Source organism: Streptomyces rimosus subsp. rimosus, from assembly GCF_000720725.1.
GTDB classification, from domain to species: Bacteria; Actinomycetota; Actinomycetes; order Streptomycetales; family Streptomycetaceae; genus Streptomyces; species Streptomyces rimosus_A.
In genome coordinates, this window is the sequence record NZ_JOCQ01000034.1 from 1 (window position 1) to 16,011 (window position 16,011).

The window sequence follows — 16,011 nt, forward strand, 5'->3', positions numbered from 1 at the left end:
GGGTGAGGGTGGGAGTTGCGGGACCCGGCACTACGGGTGCGAGAGGCGCGGGTGCGACGGGCGCGGCTGCTGGTGGAGCGGGTGCGACGGGCGCGGGTTCCGGGGTTTGGCGTTCCGGGGTTTGGGGTTCCGGGGTTTGGGGTTCCGGGGTTGGTGGTCGCTCGTCCGGTTGGAGTTGCGGGGGTGCGTTGCCGGCGAGGAAGTGGTGCCACCAGGTGTCGTCGCGGGCGGTGCGGGTGAAGTACGTGCGGTAGACCCACTGGGAGCGGCCGCTGCCGACGGTTTCCTGGACGCGGCGCAGGTGGCCGGCTGTGGAGAGGTGGGTGAGGGCCGAGCGTACGGCTTGCTGGCCGTAGCGGGGCTGGGCGGCGGCGAGGGTTTTCACGTCCATGGCGGCGCCGTCGGGGAGCCGGTCGATGAAGCCGGCGAGGTACGCCTCGCGTTCCGGGAGGTGGGAGAAGTGCCCTGGGCGGCGGCGATTCTGGTCCGGCGCGGAGCGTTTGCCGTAGCCGGGGGCCGCGCGGCGAGGAGGGCGGGGGTGGGAGTCGGTGGGCGCGCAAGGCGCCGTAGTAAGTTGGGCGTCAGCCATTGAGATCGTCCTTGTTCCGATCTTGGAGGTTAGGCCCCGGTTTGGTGTTGGCGCACCTGCCGGGGTCGTTTGTTGTGCGTGTGCTACTTGCTGCGGCGAACGCTAGAGGTTGGCGACGGTCGGTTGCAAGCCGGTCGCGGAAAGTCATGTGCGCTGGTACGCGCGAGGGTTGGGAGGGTGGGTGGGTTGTGCCAACCCACCCGTTCCTTGGATAAGGGGCTCGGCGTTCGCCGCCCGACGCCCGGAGCTCAAGCCCCGGAGGGAAAAGGGCTGGCAGGCCGCACAGGCATGTACGGGTAGGCCGAGTCGGGAGGCCCGGACTCGCCAGGCGGCCTACAGCTCCTCCATCACCCTGCGGATGAACTCGTCACTGTCCTCCATCCCCAGCGCCTGCATGCGGATCGTGCCGAAGGCCCTGCACTGGCGACTCACGTCACCCGAATCGGATTGCAGTGTGCTGACTCCCTGGCCAGGCAGGTATGCGTACGTCTCGTGTTCTTCGGTCTCGACAAGGATGATCGGACCGGCCAACGCCACGTAGGGGGCGCGGTCAGCCGGCAGCACCTGCACGCAGACATTGCGCATCCGCTGCACCTCCAGCAGTCGCCCCAGTTGACGCCGCATCACGTCGGCGCCACCCACCATCGTGCGCAACGCAGCTTCGTAGACGATGAAGTTGAACGCCGTGTCGGACTTGCCGTCCAACAGAGCCTGCCGCCGGAGACGCTTGGTGATGCGCTCTTCCACTGTCTCGTCGTCCAGCGGCGGAAGGCCGCGGTTCATCAGCTCGTGCACATACTCCTCGGTTTGCAGCAAGCCCGGCATGTAGAGGGTTTCGTACCAGTACAGCCCGATTGCAGTTTCTTCGAGTTCCATGAACTCACCGATGGGCCGTACGGACTTCTCGGGCTTCAGGTATTGGTCCGCCGCCTCCAACATGCCGTGCGCGCGACACACCTGATCAGCGATGCGGAGCATCCGCAGCGTCGGCCTCCGACGCCCCTGCTCCATGGACTTGACGTACTCCGCGTCGTAGTCCGATTCCTTCGCGATTTCCTCGCGGGAGATACCCGCGTACATGCGCCACAGCTTGAGTTGGTCGCCACAGTAGCGCCACGTCATAGGCAGTTGGGTTGGTTCTTTCGGCACCGGCCCCCCATTTCACTGGCACGACCGGTACACCCTGACGCGTACCCTCGTCGCGGCTGATGACCGTACGCTCGCGCCGACATGCTCGGATTGTGAACGACGGAAATTCCCCCCTTACGAACGAATGGTGGCTGCCGCTCCGCCCTCGGAGCGCGCGGCGGGCCCGTGCGTACCTGCGCGTCCTGGCGGACGTGTGGCGGTTGCAGGACGAGGTGACGGAGACGGCCGTGCTGATTCTCAGTGAGCTGACGGCCAACGCCTGTGTGCACGCGCGGGTTCCGCGTGGGCGGTATGTGCGGACGCGGTGCCTGCTGTTCGCGGGGCGGCTGCGAATCGAGGTGGCCGACGCGAACGACTCGATGCCCGAGCCCCGGGTGGCGGGGCCCGACGACGAGGGCGGGCGCGGGCTGGCGCTGGTCGCGGCGCTGGCGGACGACTGGGGTACGTACCCGCGCCCGTACGGGATCGGGAAGGTCGTGTGGTTCGAGTTGAAGGTGGCGTCCAGCCACCCCAGCACCGAGGCGCCTTTTCTTGAACGATCGGTCACGTAACCCGTAGGGTGCTCGCATGGGCAGAACCAAGGAGTTCGACCCGGGCGCGACACTTCAGGCTGCCCTGGAGCTGTTCTGGCGCAAGGGGTACGAAGCCACGTCGATGCAGGACCTGGTCGATCACCTCGGCATCAACCGGGGCAGCATCTACGCGACGTACGGCAGCAAGCACGAGCTGTACCTGCGCGCGCTCGACCGGTACTGCGAGAACGAAGGGACGGCGGCGCTGGAGTGGCTGAACCGGCCGGGGCCGGCGCTGCCCGCCGTACGGGAGTTCCTGCGCGCGTTCGCCGACGAAGCACTGGCGGACGCGGACCGCAAGGGCTGCCTGGTCACGAACACCGCCGTGGAGCTGCTGCCGGAGGACGAGAAGGCACAGCGGCGGGTCGAGACGGCCTTTCACGAGGTGGAGTCGGCGATCACGGGTGCCCTGATCAGGGCGAAGGCACAGGGGGAGCTGACGGAAGGGGCGGACGTACGCGCGCAGGCCCGGTTCCTGGTCACCTTCATCCAGGGGCTGCGCGTCATCGGCAAGACGGGTGATGAGCGGCGGATCAATGACGCCGTGGAGCAGGCGATGACGATCCTGCGCTGACCCCTGCACGCCTTCCCTCCCCCGCTACGGCGGGGGTTTCTTTCGGGTAATTACTGGAACGATCGGTTAGGAAAAGAGGGGGATCATGCGCGTACCACGCGCCGTGTACGTCCTGGCCCTGGGCATCTTCGCCATGGTGACCAGCGAATTCGCCGTCGCCGGGCTGATGCCGCAGATGGCGGACGGGCTGGGTGCCACCGTGCCGGAGATCGGCTACCTGATCACGGCCTTCGCGGTGGCCATGGCCGTCGGCGGGCCGTTCCTGACGGTCGGCGTGCTGCGGCTGCAGCAGAAGCGGGCGCTGGGAGTGCTGTTCGGGGTGTTCCTGGCCGGGAACGTGCTGGCGGCCGTCGCGCCGGATTACTGGACGATGGTGGTCGCGCGCGTCGTCACCGGGGTCGCCTCGCAGGCCTTCTTCGGCGTGGCGCTCTCCGTATGCGCCCAGCTGACGCGGCCGGAAGCGCGCGGCCGGGCGGTCGCGGTGGCCATGAACGGGCTGATGCTCGGCACGCTGCTCGGCCTGCCGCTGTCCACGCTGATCGGTGAACACCTGGGCTGGCGGGCCGCGTTCTGGGCCGTGGCCGTCCTGACGGTGGGCGCGGCGGTGTGCACGGCCGTCGGCGTACCGCGGCTGGAGCAGGCGGACGCGGGCGGCGGCATACGGGAGGAGCTGGGCGCGTTCCGCAATCCGCGGCTGTGGCTGGCGCTGGCCACCAGCACGCTGATCATCGGAGCGACCTTCGCCGTCTTCAGCTACTTCAACCCGATCCTGACCGAGGTCACCGGGTTCGGTACCGGGACCGTACCCCTGCTGCTCGTGGCGTACGGGGCCGCGACCGTCGTCGGGAACACCGTGGTCGGCCGCCTCGCCGACCGGCACACGGTCGCTGTTCTGTTCTGCGGGCTGGCGCTGAACCTGGGGTTTCTGGTCGGGTTCGCGCTGTTCGCGCAGCTGCCCGTGCCCGCTGTGGTGTTCATGATGGGGATCGGGCTGGTCGGGGTGACGATGAACCCGGCGATGGTGACCCGCGTCCAGCGGGCCGGGAACGCGCGGGCGCTGGTGAACACCGTGCACTCGTCGTTCATCACGCTCGGCGTGATCGTGGGGTCGCTGGTCGGCGGCATGGCCATCAGCGCGTACGGGCTGCGGGCGACGATCTGGCTGGGGGCCGGGCTGGCGGCGCTGGGGATCGTGTCGCTGGTGCCGGAGCTCGGGGGGCGGGAGGGGCGTCGCCGTACGAGTCGGATCGTCGCGAGCGGGCCTGTGGAACCCGCCCCCGCCACCCCCTGCGTCACACCAACCGCCGAGCCGTAGCCCAGCGCGTCAGCTCGTGCCGGTTGGAGAGCTGGAGCTTGCGCAGCACCGCCGAGACGTGGGACTCGACCGTCTTGACCGAGATGAAGAGCTGCTTGGCGATCTCCTTGTAGGCGTAGCCGCGGGCGATCAGGCGCAGTACCTCGCGCTCGCGCTGGGTGAGGCGGTCCAGGTCCTCGTCGACCGGCGGGGCGTCGGTGGAGGCGAAGGCGTCCAGGACGAAGCCGGCCAGGCGCGGGGAGAAGACCGCGTCGCCCTCGGAGACCCGGAAGATCGCGTCGACCAGGTCCGTACCGGTGATCGTCTTGGTGACGTAACCACGGGCGCCGCCGCGGATGACACCGATGACGTCCTCGGCGGCGTCCGACACGGACAGCGCGAGGAAGCGGACCGGGCGTTCGGGGTCGGCCATCATCGAGGCGGAGCGGCGCAGCACCTCGACCCCGCCGCCGCCCGGGAGGTGCACGTCCAGCAGGACCACCTCGGGGCGGGTGGCGGTGATGACCGTGACGGCCTGGTCCACGTCGGCGGCCTCGCCGACGACCTCCACGCCCGTCTCGTCGGTGCGGCCGATCTCGGCCTGGACGCCCGTACGGAACATGCGGTGGTCGTCGACGAGGACGACCCGTACCGTGCGGGCGGGGCCGCCGGCCTGGGCGTCCTGTGCGGCGTCACTGTTCATCTCGTCCGTCCGTCCCTCGTTGACGTTGCCAGTTGCCTCTGGCGTGGTTCCCCATCATCCGGCATCCGGCTCATCCGCCGTCATCCGGCAGGCGCTCCGCCTCCAGCTCGACCACGGTGCCGCCGTCCGGCGCGGAGCGCAGCCGGGCCGTGCCGCCGTTGCGCTGCATGCGTCCGATGATGGACTCGCGTACGCCCATCCGGTCGCCGGGGACCGCGTCCAGGTCGAAGCCGGGACCCCGGTCGCGTACGGAGACGAAGACCGTACGGCCCTCGACCTCGGCGTACACCTGCACGGCACCGCCCTCGCCACCGTACTTGGCGGCGTTGACCATCGCCTCGCGCGCGGCCTGCATCTGCGCGCCCAGCCGTTCGTCCAGCGGGCAGTCGCCGACGACCACGACCTCGATGGGTACGCCGTGGTGGTCCTCGACCTCGGCGGCGGCCTTGCGTACCGCCTCGGCGAGGGTGTCCGGCTCCTGCTCCTCGTCCTTGCCGCGCCCCTCCGGCTTGTAGAGCCAGGCGCGCAGTTCGCGCTCCTGGGCGCGGGCGAGGCGGGCCACCTCGCGCGGGTCCTCGGCGTTGCGCTGGATCAGGGTGAGGGTGTGCAGGACGGAGTCGTGGACGTGCGCGGCGACTTCGGCGCGTTCCTGCGCGCGGATGCGCATCAGGCGCTCCTCGGACAGGTCCTGCGTCAGGCGGACGAGGTAGGGGCCCGCGAGCAGCGCGATGCCGACCAGGACGGCGAGGGCAGCCTGGAGCACCGAGCCGAGGTGCCGGACGGAGCTTTGCAGTACGACGATGCCGGTGACGCCGACGCCGACCAGCACCACCCCGGCCGCGCCGCGCAGGACCGGCAGCAGGCCCTTGCGGCGGCCCATCTCCCGCCACTGCGCGCGGCGCGCGTTGTCCGCCTGGCGCCAGACCAGCGCGACGCCCGCGCCGATCAGCAGGACCGGCCAGACGTACGCGTTGGCGCGGCCCAGCTGGAACTTCGAGGCGACGACGGCCGCGCCGGCGAGCAGCGTGAGCAGGGCGAGTATCTGGCCCTTGTCGGCCTTGCGGCCCGTACGGCCGCGGGCCTTGCCGAGGAGGCCGGGGGCGGGGGCGGAGGCGTTCGCGCGCGCCGCGTCCACGCCGCCGACGCCCAGCGGGACGATGAACCAGAACGCCGCGTACAGCAGCGCGCCCATGCCCTCGGCCATGAACAGCGCGACGAACACCACCCGTACCCAGGAGACCGGCAGGCCGAGATGCCCGGCGAGCCCGCGTGCGACGCCTCCGAGCATCCGGCCGTCGGCACTGCGGTAGAGCTTGCGCAGGGGCGGATCATCGGGGTCGGGCGCCGGGGCGTAGCTCGCCTCGGGCCGGGGCGGTGCGGTGGTCATGGCACCGATCGTCACACGGGAGGTGGGGTCGGGGCATCAGGGTGGACCCTTAGGGCGGCCCTGAAGTGCGTCTCTGGGGGCGGTCCTGGGGTGCGTCTCCGGGGTGGCCCTGCGATGCGTCTCTGGGGCGGTCCTGGGGTGCGGTTTCTGGGGCAGCCCTGCGGTACGTCTTTGAGGCGGCCCTGGGGTGTGCCTCGTACCCGCGTTAGCCGGGTGTTAGCGGAGCGGCAGCCGGGCGCTAAGACCCTCGGACAGATTGGGTGACGTACCGAGCAGACAACGACACCAACTGTCCCGGGGGGACCGGAAATGAACTCCAGCACCGTCGTGCGCACCGCTCGCCGCCGCACTCTCCGTATCGCCGCCGCGGCCCTGACCGCCGCCGCCGGTCTGACCCTGACCGCCTGCTCAGGTTCGGACGCGGGCGGCAGCAAGGCCGCGGCCCACCTGGACACGGAGGCGGCTGCCGCGGACACGTCCAGCGGTGCGGGGTCCTCCGGGGACGGACAGGGCTCCGACGCGAAGGCCGGGTCCGACGGCAAGACCGGGTCCGACGGCAAGGCCGGGGGCGCGGCGGGAACCGAGGGCAAGGCGGGCGCCACGGGTCAGAAGTCGTCCCGCTCGCACTCCGGGGGCGGCGGCAAGGCTAGCGGCTCCGGCAGTCAGCGCTGCCACACCTCCGACCTCAAGGCAGCCTTCGCCACCGGCGAGGACGCGACCCCCGACCCCAACGCCGGCGGCGGGACGACCACCAGCATCGTGCTCACGAACAAGAGCAGCCGCACCTGCAAGATCGGCGGCTTTGCGGGCGTGGACCTCAAGCCGGATGCCGGCGGCCCCGGCTGGTCGCTGGCCCGCTCCTCCGCCAAGCACGGCTCGATCACTCTCGGCCCCGGGGACAGCACCGACTTCACCATCAACCTGGGCATGGCCAAGGAGAACGAGGAAGGCTCCTGGAAGCCCGCCACCGTGGCCGTCACCCCGCCCAACGAGACCACCTCGCTGACGCTGAAGTGGCCTTGGGGTCCGCTCGTCCACCAGGACGGCGCCACCCACCCCGCCACCTTCGTCAACCCCATCGGCTGACGTTCCGCGACGGTTACTGCCCGTTCTGCCCGTTCTGCTCGCCCTGTCGGCCCTGTCCGCCCTGCCCGCCTTGGTCGCGGTCCTCGGGCAGGCGGAGGCCGGCCAGGACGTTGTCGAAGACCTTCTTGTAGCGATCCCACTCGGCGGACGGCGCGGAGAGGTAGATGGCGTACTCCTTCTCGCCGGGACGGCCGAAGCCCAGGTCTATGGCGCGGAAGTCGCGCTTGCTGCCCGACCACTTCCACTCCCACAGCGCCGCGGGCCGGTCCCGGAAGACCGTGCTCTGCATCCGCAGTTGCTGGTAACCGGGGAACTTGCCCTCGTTGAGGGCGGCGCGCTCGTTGTCCTTCCAGCGCCGCAGTGGGTCCACGCCCGCGAAGTCGAGCGTCTCGATGCGCAGACCGACCAGTTGGTTCGGGTTGAGGTAGGTGTAGCCGTTCGACTGCTTCTGGCGGGTCCAGCCGTCCGGGAGGGGGAATTCGACATCGGCCGCCGGGTCCTTGACCCGGTGGTAGCCCGCGGGGACCGGGCGCGGGGTGGGCTTGGCCTTGGGCTTCGACGGGGAGAGCGACGGTTCCTCGGACCGGGGCGTGCGGCCGTCGGACGCCTGCGCGTTCCCGTCCGGCCGCAAGCCGAGGGCGTACAGGGTGCCGCCCACGAGGACCAGTGCGGCGACCACGGAGACGGTGGTGAGCAGGACCGTGCGGCGGCGTCTGCCGGGCTTCTTCTCGGAGGGGGGCGCGGTGGCGGCCGGGGCGGTGGTCGAGGCGGTGGTCGAGGCAGCGGCCGGGTGGCTGACCGGTGCGGTGGGGCCGGTGGGGCCGGTGGCGAATCCGCCGGTGGCGGCCAGGTTGCCGGTGGTGGCCGTACCACCCGTAACACCCGTACTGCTCCTAGCCGGACTCGTACCGCTCGTACCGCTCGTGGTCGGAGGTGCCAGGTGGTACGAGCCGGTGGCCGAAGGGGGAGCCGGAGCAGGGGCCTGGGCCGGGGCCGGGGCGGACATACGGTCGCCCTGGGCCGGTGGCGTCGTACCGGCTGTGGTGGTGGCGGTGCCGTTGTCCGCCGTCGCCCCGTACGTGCTTGCACCGCTCAGCCATGCCGTGTCCGTGTGCGCGGCGGGTGCGCGCAGGGCCTGTTCCACGGCCTGGGCCGAGGGGCGGTCCGCGGGCTCCTTGGCCAGGAGGGCTTCGATCAGCCCGGTCAGCGCACCGGCCTTGCGCGGCGGGTCCAGCGGGTCCACGGCGATGGAGTACGCCGTCTCGACCGCCGTGAGCTTGCGGAACGGGGGCCGCCCCTCCAGCGCCTGGTAGAGCGTGGCGCCCAGCGCCCACAGGTCGGAGGCCGGTCCGGGGGTGCCGCCCCGAACCCGTTCGGGGGCCAGGTAGTCGATGGAGCCGATCAGCTCGCCGGTCTTGGTGAGGGTGGAGGTACCGGTGGCGACCGCGATGCCGAAGTCCGTGAGGACGACCCGGCCGTCCTCACCGAGCAGGACGTTGCCGGGCTTCACGTCACGGTGCAGGACGCCGGCGGAGTGTGCCGCCCGCAGCGCGGCGACCATGCCGCGGCCGATCCGGGCCACCTCGCCCAGCGGCACCGCCTCGTCCGAGAGCGTGGCCTCCTTGATCAGGTCGCCGAGCGTCACCGACGGCACGTACTCCATGACGATGCACGGCAGCCCGGCGTCGTCCACGACGTCGTGGACGCTGACCACGTTGGGGTGGTTGATACGGGCGGCGGACTGGGCCTCGCGGCGGGTGCGCTCGTTGCGGCGGGCCAGCTCGTCGGCCTCCAGCCCCGGGGAGACGTGCAGCCGCTTGACCGCGACCTGCCGGCCGAGCAGTTCGTCGTAGGACCGCCAGACGGTCCCCATCCCGCCCCGGCCTATCTCCTCGACCAGGCGGTACCGCCCGGCGACCAGTCGCCCGTCGTCCACCGCCGCCTCCGTCACCGCGCCGTGCCCCTTGCCCCTTCGGTTCCCCCGTACAGGTGTCCGGCGCAACGATAGTCGTCCGGCGGGCGTCGGCGGGGGACCGGGGCGCGGTCTCCGGGCGTGTGCCGCGCACGACCCGGAGGTCGGCGCTCACACGGAAGACTCTGCGACCCGCGCACGGTCGCTCTCGCCCTCCGAGAGGAACGCCGCCAGCTCCTGTCCCTGCTCGGTCACGGCGGTGCGCTCGGCCCGGGAGAAAGGGCGCAGCGGGGTGGCCGTCACGGTGCCGTCCTCGACGGTCCAGGTCGCGGCGACCCGGCCGTCGACCAGGACGACGCGGGCGCCGGCGACCGAGAGGCCGCGGTGGGCGTCGTCGATGATCCGGCCGCGGTCCTGGTAGCCGAGGATCGCGTTGTCGAACGCGGGCAGGAACCGTACCGGCGCGGGCGTATCGGGATCGGGGCGCGGAGCGTCGGGGAGGTCGAGCAGTTCCCGGCCGCGCTCGTCGCGGAAGGTGATCAGCTCCTCGCGTACGGCGGCGACCGCGGCCGGCAGTCCGGCGAGGCCGCACCAGGCGCGCAGGTCGGCGGAGGCGGCGGGGCCGTAGGCAGCGAGGTAGCGGCGTATCAGGGCCGCGCCCACCGGGTCGGGGCCGTCCGGGGTGTCCGGGGTGTCCGGGTCGATGCCGTTCCGGGCGGCCGGCGGGTCGATGTCGCGGCCGAGCCAGGTGGCGAGCGGCAGGTACCGGGCGCCCGCCCTCGCCCGCCACACTCCGCGCGGCGGCAGCTGCACCATCGGGATCAGGGCGGCGACCAGCATCTCCCCCAGCGGCCGCAGCCCGGGCTCGGGCCAGCGGTCGGCGACCGCCCGTGCCAGCTCGGGCATCGAGCGGGGCTCGCCGTCGGCCATGACCGCGCGGCCCGCGGCGGCGAGTTCGTCGAAGTCCACCCCGTCGAGTTCGCGGCGGTAGGCGCCTTGTGCGCGTTGGCGCAGCATGGCGTCGTGGCGGGCGCGCCAGGCCAGTGCGTCGTCAGCGGTGACGAGGTGGACGGTGCGGCGCATGAGGTGCGTACGGACGACGCGCCGTCCGGTCAGCAGGTCGGAGAGCGACGACGGGTCGAAGGCGCGCAGCCGCGACCAGAGCCCGATGAACGGTTCCTGCGGTTCCTGCGCCTGGAGGCCGCAGAGGTGCCCGACGGCGTCGAGGACCGGCAGATCGGCGCGGTCGAGGAGCAACTGACGGGCGAGGGTGGCGCGGTTGAGGGCCCGGTTGTCGAGAACGGTCATGTGCGTCCTTGCCTTGTGCCTGCTGCTCGGTGGCCTTGTGGCCCAGTCATGTCGTGATGTTGCGGCCAGGTGGCCTGGTGATGGCCAGGCGGCCTGGTGGTGGCCCGGCGGTGCGATGGTGGTCATCTTGCCGGACGTAGCGGACAGGTTGTGTCCTCTATGGCAGGCAGCATGGGGCCATGCAGAAGACTTCAGCGCGGCTGCTCGCCCTGCTCTCGCTGCTCCAGACGCGCCGGGACTGGCCGGGAGCACTGCTGGCCGAGCGGCTGGACATCAGCGCGCGCACCGTACGCCGTGACGTCGACCGCTTGCGGGAACTCGGCTACCCCATCGCCTCGACCAAGGGCCCCGACGGCGGCTACCGGCTCGGGGCCGGGTCGGAGCTGCCCCCGTTGCTCTTCGATGACGAGCAGGCCGTCGCCCTGGTCGTGGCGCTGCGGAACGCCACCACCACCGGGGCCGGTGTCGAGGAGGCCGCGGCGCGCGCTCTGCACACCGTCCGGCAGGTCATGCCCGCGCGCTTGCGCCACCGGATCGACACCTTCCAGGTCACTGCTGTCGAGCGACCGATGGCGCGGCCGCATCCGCGCGTGGAGAGTGGTGTGCTGATGGCGCTCAGCGCTGCGGTGCACGCCCGGGAGGTACTGCGGTTCGATTACGCGCGGGTGTCCTCACCGGACGCTTCGGCGCCCCCGCCAGACACTCCGGCGTCCTCACCGGCCACTTCGGCGTCCCCGCCGGTCACTCCGGCGCCCCCGCCGCGCCGGGTGGAGCCCCATCACCTGGTCACCTGGGGAGGCCGCTGGTACCTCGTCGCCTGGGATCTCGACCGGGCGGACTGGCGTACGTTCCGGGCGGACCGGATCGGCGCGCCACGTACGCCTACGGGGCCACGCTTCGCCCCGCGCGACCTGCCGGGAGGGGATATCGCCGCCTTCGTCGCCGGGCGTTTTCAGGGATCCGACGGGCCGGGCGGATGGCCCTGCCGGGGCGAGGTGGTCCTCGGGCTGCCCGCCGCTGCCGTGTCCCCGTACCTCCGTGACGGTGTCGTGGAGGAGCTGGGACCGGACCGGTGCCGGCTGGTGTCGGGGTCCTGGTCGTGGGCTGCCCTGGCCGCCGATATCGGCAGGTTCGACGCGGACATCGAGGTGGTGGGGCCGGGCGAGCTGCGGGAGGCGTTCGGGCGGTTGGCCCGGCGGTACGCCGATGCCGCGGGCGGTCCATCGGCGTAGTCGCCGGGGGTCGGGGACGGCCCCGGATGATCTCAGGGACCAACCAGGGTTCCCACGGATGCCGTCCGTCCGCGCGGCTTGCCACCATGGGCGCATGAACGATGCCGCCCCCGCCGACAACACGACGGGCCCCGCCGGGGACGCGTCCGGCCCCACGGGCACCCCGCCGGCCCCCGACGCCACCCGCCCGGCGCCGCAGACGCACCCGCGCCGCAGCCGGCGGCACAAGGTGATCGCCGGGGTGTGCGGGGGCCTGGGCCGGCACTGGGACCTGGACCCGGTGATCTTCCGGATCGTGCTGGCCGTGCTGGCGGCCTCCGGCGGCATCGGCCTGATCGTGTACGGCTTCGCCTGGCTGCTGATCCCGCAGGAGGGCGAGGACGAGAACGAGGGGCGCCGGCTGCTGTCCGGCCGGGTCGAGGGCACGGCGCTGACCGCCCTGCTGTTCGCGCTGGTCGGCTGCGGCTTCTTCCTCACCTCCCTCGCCAACCGCGGCGTGCTGGCTTTCACCGTCATGCTCGCGCTGGCGGTGGGCGGTTCGGCGTACTGGTCGCGGCAGCGCCGTACGGCCGGGCCGGACGGGCCCGGAGCGATGGACCCGGCGACCGCCCAGGCCGTCGCGGACGCGCCGCCCGAGACGATGGCGCCGCCCACCCGTAACGGCCCGTCCTGGTGGCGGGACCCGCTCTCCAAGGAAGGGACGGCCGGCGTGGGCTATCTGTGGGGGCCGGACGGCGCTTCGCACGGGGCCTCGTACGGGTCTTCGTACGGAGCTTCGTATGGGCATGAGCAGGCGTACGGCGACAAGGCCGGAGCGGGTGGCCGCCCGTCCGGCGCGACGGCGTGGGGCGGTCCCGGGGGGCCGCGTACCGGCGTACCCGCCAAGCGCCGCCGGGCGGGCCGGCCGATCGGTGGCTGGACGTTCCTGCTGGCGGTGATCGCGGCCATGGCGGCGGGCGGGGCCGCGGCGGAGCACCACCAGCCGTCCACCGTCCTCGTCGCCGGTCTCTCCGCGGCGCTCGTGGTCTTCGGGCTCGGACTGGTGATCAGCGCCTGGTGGGGGCGGACCGGCGGCGGCACGGTCTTCATGGTGATCCTGACGTCCCTGCTGCTGGCGGGCGCCGCCGTGCTGCCCCCGAACGTCACCACCGACTGGCACAACCGGGTATGGGCGCCGATGGACGCCGCTTCCGTACGGGAGAGTTACGACATCGGGGCCGGGCGCGGGGAGCTGGACCTGTCCAACATCCCGTTCAAGAACGGGCAGACGGTACGGACGCGGGCCTCGGTCGGCGCCGGGCAGCTCCAGGTGACCATGCCCGAAGGCGTCACGGCGCGGCTGCGCATCGACGTGGGGCTGGGCGACGTACGGCTGCCGGGCGAAACATCGAAGGACTTTGACCTCACGGCCGACCAGGAGCAGACCATCACCCTGCCGGCCACGGGGCTGAAGGACGGCGAGAAGCCGCACGGCACGCTCGATCTCGACCTGAAGGTGGGGGCGGGGCAGGTGTCGGTGGAGCGGAAGGCTCCTACGGGGGCGTCGGCGTCCGCCACTCCGTCGCCGTCGCCATCGGCCTCGGCCTCGGCCGGGGACGCGCCCGCAGCGGCCGACACTCCCGAGGCGGCCGCGGTTCCCGCGGGAGCCTCGGTTCCCGCGGCGGCCGACGCCCCCGCCGTGCCCACAGCGGCCTCGCCCGCCGTCCCGTCCCGAGGAGAGCACCAGTGAAGCGCCATCGTTTCGAGCCCGCCCGGCTCATCACCGGTCTGACCGCGCTCGGCGTGGGCGGGGCCTACGCGTGCGAAGCGGCCGGGGTGGTGGACCTGCCGGGCGCGCTGCCCGTACTGGCCGTACCGGCGGGACTGTGCCTGGCCGGTGCGACGGCGGCCGTCTGGAGCGTGGTCCGGCGGCAGCGTTCGGCGTCATCCGCGGCGCGCGACTGAGATCCGCGACCGGCGTCTCCGCGACCGGCGTCTTCGCGATTGGCGTGTCCGCGACCGACGTGTCCAAGACCAGCGCCGCTCAGCCGAACAGCTGCCGACCCTGCCTACTGCGCCGTGCCGCCAGCGCCGCGTCCACGGACAGCATCGGTGCCCCGGCGAGCACCAGCGGCAGCCACGCCATCAGGTAGGCCAGGTCGTTGCCGTAGTAGTAGGGCTCGGTCGACCAGCTCACGGTGAGCCACAGGCTCAGCGAGATCAGCGCGCCGCCAAGCGCGGCGACGCGCGCGAACAGCCCGGCCAGCGTGCCGATGCCGACCGCCAGCTCCCCTGCCGCGATGGCGTACCCGAAGCTCGCCGGGTCCTTGAGCGCCAGGTCCACCAGCTGGGGCACGGCCGAGGTGCCCCGTATCTGCTGCATCAGCGCGCCGATCGACCCGCTGCCGCTCGCCGCGAAGAACGCCGGGTCGGTCAGCTTGTCCAGGCCCGCGTAGACGAAGGTGACGCCGAGGAAGATCCGCAGCGGCAGCAGCGCGTAGCGCGCCATCGCGTCGCGCGGCCCGCCGCCCCTGCCCGTTCCGGGCCCCACCGGGCCGGCACCGACCGCACGATCCGCGTGAGCCATGGCATCCGCCTCTCCGTCACCGCCGGACGCAGACGATTGTGCCTGCGCCGGTGCGTTCCGCAAGGGATACGGATGTGTTCGGGCGGGGCGTTCAGTCGTATGCGAAGACCCGCCCGGTCAGTCCTGTACGTCGATGGCGTAGCTGTTCGTCTCCACGCCCGCGGCCGTGACGACCCGGACCTCCACCCGGCCCGGCTCCACGTCCGCCGGTACGGGCACGGTCAGCAGCCCGTCCGTGGGGTTCCCGAAGCCGCCGGCGACCGGCACGAGCGGTACGTGCACGTGCACCGGGCCGATCCGTACGACGGTGCGCGCCAGCAGGTCCGGGGCCTGGGCGCCGGGCGGTACGAAGCCGGTGCCGCGGATCTCGATGTCGTCGCCGGTACGGATCGGCGCGGCCAGGTCGCCCGGCTCCCGGGCCCGTACGACGGACAGGACGACCGGACGGCCGCCCTCCGCGTACTTGCCCGCCACGTACATGAGCGCCCCGATGACCACGATGACGCCGAACGTCCACGGCAGGTCCGGCAGCCGGGACGGGTCGCGGGCCAGGCGTACCAGGGCGAAGGAGAGGGCCGCGACGTTCAGCAGCAGGTACTGGGTGTCGGTGAGGCTCGCGCGCCCCGCGTCGTCCGTGAGCAGGTCGCCCGCGCGCGGCCGTTCCGCGCGCACCTTCTGGAGGCGGCGCCCCTGGATGCGTACGACGACGACCCGGCGGACGAGCACCGCCACCGCGCAGGTGACGGCCAGTACGGCCAGCAGTGCGGCACCGTCGGGGAGTTGCAGCCCGTCGACGAGTGCGGCGCGGGTGTCCGCGTCCGTCACCACGGCCAGCTGGACGGCCTGTACGAGGACGGCGTACGCGACGAGCAGCAGCCAGCCCGCGGCCACCGTGCGCGAGGTCGAGAGCCGGTTGTCCTCGCCGATCAGCGGCGCGAGCAGGCCGCCGCGGGCGCGGTGGCGCCACGCCGCGCCGGTCAGGGCGAGCGTGAGGGCCGCCGCGGCGGCCAGTCCCGCCGTACGCTGCACCGTCCAGCCGGTGCCGATCGCGGTCAGGGCCTGGACGAGCAGGAGCACGCCGAGGCCGCCCCACATCACCAGCAGCGAGCACCGCCATACGGCGTCCAGCCAGGCCGTGCCCTCGGCGGCGGCGCGCTCGGCGACCGTACGGGCCGAGAGGGCCAGTTCGTCCGAGACCCACTGCCGCGCGGCACCCGCCGAGTGCGCGAGCGCGGCCGGTACGCCGCGGCCGGCGGCGTACTCCTCGCGCAGCGCCATGAACGCGGCGACCGCCCGGCGGTGCCCCTCACGCGCGCCGCGCGGGCACTTGCCGCAGGTGCAGTCACCACCACCGCCGCCACTCCCACCGGGCTCCCCGGCTCCCGGCCCGCCGGCCGCCCGGAACCCTTCGGCCCCTCCGCTCCCCGAACCGCCTCCGGGCACTCCGGGCGCTCCCGCCGCCCCGCCCGCCGTCTCCACCGACACGTCCGCTCCGCCCCGACCCACCAGTCGTCGTCAACTTCACCTTACTGAGAGGGAATTGTGCCGTACGGGGAAAGGCCGGGAAGCCGTGCGCCAGGGTTTACGGGCGGTGATGAGGTGGCGCGGTGTTGACGCCCGGGGGCTCGGGGCTCTGGGG

General features: G+C 72.5%; 14 protein-coding genes and 1 pseudogene. 7 read left to right on the plus strand and 8 right to left on the minus strand.

Annotated features, from left to right (window positions below; genetic code table 11):
- Together IH45_RS1000000148770 and IH45_RS0118855 are read right to left on the minus strand one after the other, a co-directional pair.
- A pseudogene (locus IH45_RS1000000148770) lies at window positions 1-589 on the minus strand (MarR family transcriptional regulator); the annotation flags it as partial.
- A gap of 333 nt (window positions 590-922) precedes the next feature.
- Window positions 923-1,711: a helix-turn-helix domain-containing protein gene (locus IH45_RS0118855; RefSeq protein ID WP_030669243.1), complete on the minus strand. Its 789-nt coding sequence runs from the start codon at window positions 1,709-1,711 to the stop codon at window positions 923-925.
- 86 nt (window positions 1,712-1,797) lie between these two features.
- Between IH45_RS0118855 and IH45_RS0118860 the strand changes: the two genes are divergently transcribed.
- The 3 genes from IH45_RS0118860 (at window position 1,798) to IH45_RS0118870 (ending at window position 4,199) form a co-directional block, all read left to right on the plus strand.
- Window positions 1,798-2,289, plus strand: a complete 492-nt coding sequence (locus tag IH45_RS0118860; protein WP_078897649.1) for an ATP-binding protein — start codon at window positions 1,798-1,800, stop codon at window positions 2,287-2,289.
- A gap of 16 nt (window positions 2,290-2,305) precedes the next feature.
- The gene (locus IH45_RS0118865; protein ID WP_030669245.1) at window positions 2,306-2,884 is read left to right on the plus strand and encodes a TetR/AcrR family transcriptional regulator; all 579 of its coding nucleotides are present in this window, start codon (window positions 2,306-2,308) and stop codon (window positions 2,882-2,884) included.
- Window positions 2,885-2,969: 85 nt separating this feature from the next.
- A complete protein-coding gene (locus IH45_RS0118870) occupies window positions 2,970-4,199 on the plus strand; it encodes an MFS transporter (protein ID WP_030669246.1) in 1,230 nt (409 codons plus the stop codon).
- On the opposite strand, the gene IH45_RS0118875 is transcribed toward IH45_RS0118870, so the two are convergent.
- Together IH45_RS0118875 and IH45_RS0118880 are read right to left on the minus strand one after the other, a co-directional pair.
- Complete coding sequence (locus IH45_RS0118875; RefSeq protein WP_030669247.1) at window positions 4,177-4,881, minus strand: LuxR C-terminal-related transcriptional regulator; 705 nt, start codon at window positions 4,879-4,881, stop codon at window positions 4,177-4,179. The two genes, IH45_RS0118870 and IH45_RS0118875, sit on opposite strands and share 23 nt — an antisense overlap.
- A gap of 70 nt (window positions 4,882-4,951) precedes the next feature.
- The gene (locus IH45_RS0118880) at window positions 4,952-6,268 is read right to left on the minus strand and encodes an ATP-binding protein (RefSeq protein WP_030669248.1); all 1,317 of its coding nucleotides are present in this window, start codon (window positions 6,266-6,268) and stop codon (window positions 4,952-4,954) included.
- Window positions 6,269-6,577: 309 nt separating this feature from the next.
- Here IH45_RS0118880 and IH45_RS0118885 point away from each other — a divergent pair, with 309 nt between their 5' ends.
- Window positions 6,578-7,354 (plus strand): DUF4232 domain-containing protein, encoded by a 777-nt coding sequence (locus IH45_RS0118885; protein ID WP_030669250.1) that lies wholly within the window; start codon window positions 6,578-6,580, stop codon window positions 7,352-7,354.
- A gap of 13 nt (window positions 7,355-7,367) precedes the next feature.
- Here IH45_RS0118885 and IH45_RS0118890 read toward each other — a convergent pair whose 3' ends face one another.
- Both IH45_RS0118890 and IH45_RS0118895 read right to left on the minus strand, forming a co-directional pair.
- On the minus strand, window positions 7,368-9,227 hold the full coding sequence (locus IH45_RS0118890) for a serine/threonine-protein kinase (protein ID WP_234440593.1): 1,860 nt from the start codon (window positions 9,225-9,227) through the stop codon (window positions 7,368-7,370).
- Between the two features lie 210 nt (window positions 9,228-9,437).
- Window positions 9,438-10,574, minus strand: a complete 1,137-nt coding sequence (locus IH45_RS0118895) for a winged helix DNA-binding domain-containing protein (RefSeq protein ID WP_030669256.1) — start codon at window positions 10,572-10,574, stop codon at window positions 9,438-9,440.
- Between the two features lie 179 nt (window positions 10,575-10,753).
- Between IH45_RS0118895 and IH45_RS0118900 the strand changes: the two genes are divergently transcribed.
- From IH45_RS0118900 to IH45_RS0118910, 3 genes are all read left to right on the plus strand, one after another.
- Window positions 10,754-11,806, plus strand: a complete 1,053-nt coding sequence (locus tag IH45_RS0118900; protein ID WP_030669259.1) for a helix-turn-helix transcriptional regulator — start codon at window positions 10,754-10,756, stop codon at window positions 11,804-11,806.
- Between the two features lie 94 nt (window positions 11,807-11,900).
- Window positions 11,901-13,535 (plus strand): PspC domain-containing protein, encoded by a 1,635-nt coding sequence (locus IH45_RS0118905; protein WP_063763022.1) that lies wholly within the window; start codon window positions 11,901-11,903, stop codon window positions 13,533-13,535.
- A complete protein-coding gene (locus tag IH45_RS0118910) occupies window positions 13,532-13,750 on the plus strand; it encodes a hypothetical protein (protein ID WP_030669263.1) in 219 nt (72 codons plus the stop codon). The genes IH45_RS0118905 and IH45_RS0118910 overlap by 4 nt, the downstream gene beginning before the upstream one ends.
- A 79-nt stretch (window positions 13,751-13,829) precedes the next feature.
- On the opposite strand, the gene IH45_RS0118915 is transcribed toward IH45_RS0118910, so the two are convergent.
- The gene (locus tag IH45_RS0118915; RefSeq protein WP_050514974.1) at window positions 13,830-14,372 is read right to left on the minus strand and encodes a DoxX family protein; all 543 of its coding nucleotides are present in this window, start codon (window positions 14,370-14,372) and stop codon (window positions 13,830-13,832) included.
- A 117-nt stretch (window positions 14,373-14,489) separates the two neighbouring features.
- Window positions 14,490-15,650, minus strand: a complete 1,161-nt coding sequence (locus tag IH45_RS0118920; protein ID WP_030669266.1) for a hypothetical protein — start codon at window positions 15,648-15,650, stop codon at window positions 14,490-14,492.
- Between the last annotated feature and the right edge of the window lie 361 nt (window positions 15,651-16,011).

Bases quoted from the DNA above. Each gene is read 5' to 3' on its own strand.
- IH45_RS0118855 (WP_030669243.1), bottom strand. From the start codon at position 1,711: ATGACGTGGCGCTACTGTGGCGACCAACTCAAGCTGTGGCGCATGTAC.
- IH45_RS0118860 (WP_078897649.1), top strand. From the start codon at position 1,798: ATGACCGTACGCTCGCGCCGACATGCTCGGATTGTGAACGACGGAAAT.
- IH45_RS0118865 (WP_030669245.1), top strand. From the start codon at position 2,306: ATGGGCAGAACCAAGGAGTTCGACCCGGGCGCGACACTTCAGGCTGCC.
- IH45_RS0118870 (WP_030669246.1), top strand. From the start codon at position 2,970: ATGCGCGTACCACGCGCCGTGTACGTCCTGGCCCTGGGCATCTTCGCC.
- IH45_RS0118875 (WP_030669247.1), bottom strand. From the start codon at position 4,881: ATGAACAGTGACGCCGCACAGGACGCCCAGGCCGGCGGCCCCGCCCGC.
- IH45_RS0118880 (WP_030669248.1), bottom strand. From the start codon at position 6,268: ATGACCACCGCACCGCCCCGGCCCGAGGCGAGCTACGCCCCGGCGCCC.
- IH45_RS0118885 (WP_030669250.1), top strand. From the start codon at position 6,578: ATGAACTCCAGCACCGTCGTGCGCACCGCTCGCCGCCGCACTCTCCGT.
- IH45_RS0118890 (WP_234440593.1), bottom strand. From the start codon at position 9,227: ATGGGGACCGTCTGGCGGTCCTACGACGAACTGCTCGGCCGGCAGGTC.
- IH45_RS0118895 (WP_030669256.1), bottom strand. From the start codon at position 10,574: ATGACCGTTCTCGACAACCGGGCCCTCAACCGCGCCACCCTCGCCCGT.
- IH45_RS0118900 (WP_030669259.1), top strand. From the start codon at position 10,754: ATGCAGAAGACTTCAGCGCGGCTGCTCGCCCTGCTCTCGCTGCTCCAG.
- IH45_RS0118905 (WP_063763022.1), top strand. From the start codon at position 11,901: ATGAACGATGCCGCCCCCGCCGACAACACGACGGGCCCCGCCGGGGAC.
- IH45_RS0118915 (WP_050514974.1), bottom strand. From the start codon at position 14,372: ATGGCTCACGCGGATCGTGCGGTCGGTGCCGGCCCGGTGGGGCCCGGA.
- IH45_RS0118920 (WP_030669266.1), bottom strand. From the start codon at position 15,650: ATGGCGCTGCGCGAGGAGTACGCCGCCGGCCGCGGCGTACCGGCCGCG.